Source organism: Pseudomonas fontis (assembly GCF_028656955.1).
GTDB classification, from domain to species: Bacteria; Pseudomonadota; Gammaproteobacteria; order Pseudomonadales; family Pseudomonadaceae; genus Aquipseudomonas; species Aquipseudomonas fontis.
In genome coordinates, this window is record NZ_JAMDGY010000073.1 from 1 (window position 1) to 1,021 (window position 1,021).

Annotated in this window: 1 protein-coding gene; it reads right to left on the bottom strand. The window is 57.9% G+C overall.

The window, feature by feature from the left end:
- A partial coding sequence (locus M5G11_RS20820) for an immunoglobulin-like domain-containing protein (RefSeq protein WP_337994926.1) occupies window positions 1-1,021 on the bottom strand: 1,021 nt, incomplete at both ends.

Genomic DNA, 1,021 nt, shown 5'->3' on the forward strand with positions numbered 1-1,021 from the left:
CCGTTATCGACCAGTCCAGTTTCTCGAAATCGCCACCGGTAGCGGTGTCGATCTTCACGCTGACATTGCCGGTATCCAGATAGACGTCGTCATCGGGTGCGTTGACGCTGATGCTGTTGCTGGTTTGGCCAGCGGCAATGGTGATGACCTGCCCGTTGGACAGGGTCACGGTTACCGGGCTGCCAGCAGCGTTGGTCAGGGTGGCGGTGTAAACAATTTGACCGCCCTCAGCTACCGAGCCAGTAGCAGTAAGGCTCAAACCAGTTGCCGTTGGCGTCGACGGATCGTCGGTCACGGTAGTGGTAACGGTATCGGTCGAGTGCTCCAGCTTCTCGTAATTGCCGCCTTCAACCTTGGTGATGCTATTGGTCAAGTCGACGTTGGTGTTCAGGGCGTTGTCTGGCGCCTTGAAGTCAACGGAATTGGAGCTTGCGCCAACCGGGATGACGATGGTCTGGCCGTTGGCCAGTGTCACGGTGACTGGAGAGCCAGTGACTGGGGCAGTGACCGACGCGGTATAGGTGACAAACCCACCTTCAACCACACTCGGCGCAGCCGTCAGGGTCACGGTGCTGGTATCGGTGGTGTCGGTGACCGCAGTCACCGCCGAATTACTGTTGATATCGAGTTTCTCGAAATCACCACCGGTAGCGGTGTCGATCTTCACGCTGACATTACCGGCGTCCAGGTAGACGCTGTCTGCCGGAGCAGCAACCGAAATACTGTTGCTGGTCTGGCCTGCCGCGATGGTGATGACCTGTCCATTGGACAGGGTCACGGTCACTGGACTGCCAGCGGCATTGGTCAGGGTGGCGGTATAAACAATTTGGCCGCCTTCAGCCACAGAGCCGGTCGCGGTCAGCGACAAGCCAGTTGCAGTCGGCGTCGACGGATCATCAGTCACGGTAGTCGTGACGGTATCGGTCGAGTGCTCCAGCTTCTCGTAATTACCACCTTCGACCTTGGTGATGCTGTTGGTCAGGTCAACGTTGGTATTCAGGGCATTGTCCGGAGCCTTGAA